The sequence below is a fragment of the Anaeromassilibacillus sp. An250 genome, from assembly GCF_002159845.1.
In the GTDB taxonomy this organism is placed as follows: Bacteria; Bacillota; Clostridia; order Oscillospirales; family Acutalibacteraceae; genus Anaeromassilibacillus; species Anaeromassilibacillus stercoravium.
In genome coordinates this window covers 1-929 of record NZ_NFJK01000062.1, presented here as the reverse complement: position 1 = coordinate 929, position 929 = coordinate 1, and the positions used below count along the sequence as shown (strand labels likewise).

The window sequence follows — 929 nt, the reverse complement described above, 5'->3', positions numbered from 1 at the left end:
TACCTCATGGACGAGGACGAGAACTATATCGTTGACGAGGAAACCGCGCCGGTTGTCCAGCAGATATACCAGCTTTGCCTTGCCGGGAACGGACCGACCAAGATTGCCCGTATGCTTACGGAGCAGCAAATCCCCACGCCGGGGACGCTGGAATACCGCAGGACGGGCAGCACCCGCCGCTACCACCCCGGCTATGAGTGCAAGTGGGCGACGAACACCGTCGTGCATATCCTCGAAAACCGGGAGTACACCGGCTGTCTGGTGAACTTCAAGACGGAGAAGCCCTCTTACAAGGTCAAGCACAGTGTAGAGAACCCCGTGGAGAAGCAGGCCATTTTTGAGAACCACCATGAGCCTATCATAGACCGGGAAACATGGGAGCGCGTGCAGGAGTTACGCAAGCAACGCAAACGCCCGAACCGCTATGATGAAGTGGGGCTGTTCTCCGGTATGCTGTTCTGCGCCGACTGCGGCCATGTGATGTACCAGCAGCGGTATCAGAACAAAACCCGCAAGCAGGACTGTTACATCTGCGGCAGCTACAAGAAGCGCACCCGCGACTGTACGGCGCACTTTATCCGCACCGACCTGTTGACCGCCGGTGTCCTCTCCAATCTCCGGCAAGTAACGGAATATGCCGCCAAGCATGAGAGCCGCTTTGTGAAGCTGCTTATCCAGCAGAACGAGATCGGCGGCAAGAGAAAGACCGCCGCAGCCACCAAGCAGCTTGAACAGGCGCAGGAGCGCATTGCCGAAGTGAGCCGCATTATCAAGCGGCTGTATGAGGACAATGTAAACGGCAAAATCAGCGACGAGCGTTTCATGGAACTGTCGGCAGACTATGAGCAGGAGCAGCGGGAACTGAAAGACCGCGCCGCCGCTTTGCAGGCCGAACTGGACAAGTCGCAGGCCGCCACCGTCAACGCGGA

At 57.9% G+C, this 929-nt stretch carries 1 protein-coding gene; it reads left to right on the top strand.

Features of this window, described 5'->3' with window-relative positions; genetic code table 11:
* Positions 1-929: recombinase family protein (locus B5F54_RS17130; RefSeq protein WP_207651989.1), on the top strand; the 929-nt coding region annotated here is incomplete at both ends.